This is a genomic window from Alcanivorax sp. HI0044, assembly GCF_001634945.1.
Genome location: NZ_LWEZ01000930.1, coordinates 1 through 607, shown reverse-complemented (window position 1 = coordinate 607; position 607 = coordinate 1). Strand labels below are relative to the sequence as shown.

Sequence of the window (607 nt, the reverse complement as noted above, 5' to 3'; positions counted from 1 at the left end):
CACTTCCGACCCAAATCTGTATCGACCTTATCGTGATGAATAAAGAGACATTTAAACTTCCCTTTTTCGGAAAATCCCAGCCCCGACTCGGTATCAAATTCAATATCTTCAAGACGAATACCGGTAAAACGAGAAAACTCTTTATCAAACCAAGCATCACAAGCGTAATGAGGGAAATATTCAGAAAAAATCTCCTGAAGAATACCCACCCCCTCTCCTTTCGCATATCCTGGATTCTTGGAAAAATAACTCACATACCAAAAAGGAAGATCCTGGAAAAACATTGACACATTTCTCTCTTCTGGCCTTCTCAATGGAACAATCATTAAAATCTCAGAGCTTCTTTTTATAAAAAAACGCCTTATGAAACGATCGATGAAAAAAAGCACTTTGTAAGCAAGCGTATAGCGATACTTAAAGCCGGGGGGACACATGACATTCCCATAGAGATCATGCATATTGACCCCTGACTTAAGCGCCTGAGAAAGTGACGTCGATCCAACTTTTCCATATTGATAGACAAAAACGCAATCTTCGCCTTTCAATTTAAAGTACTTCTCTAACATTATTTACCAAGCACCCTTTTCAGAAAGAAAACAACTAACCA

At 38.7% G+C, this 607-nt stretch carries 1 protein-coding gene; it reads right to left on the bottom strand.

Translation table 11 applies throughout. The features are described 5' to 3' along the window. Positions 1-545: putative capsular polysaccharide synthesis family protein (locus tag A3730_RS10880; protein WP_231883929.1), on the bottom strand; the 545-nt coding region annotated here is incomplete at its 3' end. Positions 546-607 lie beyond the last annotated feature (62 nt).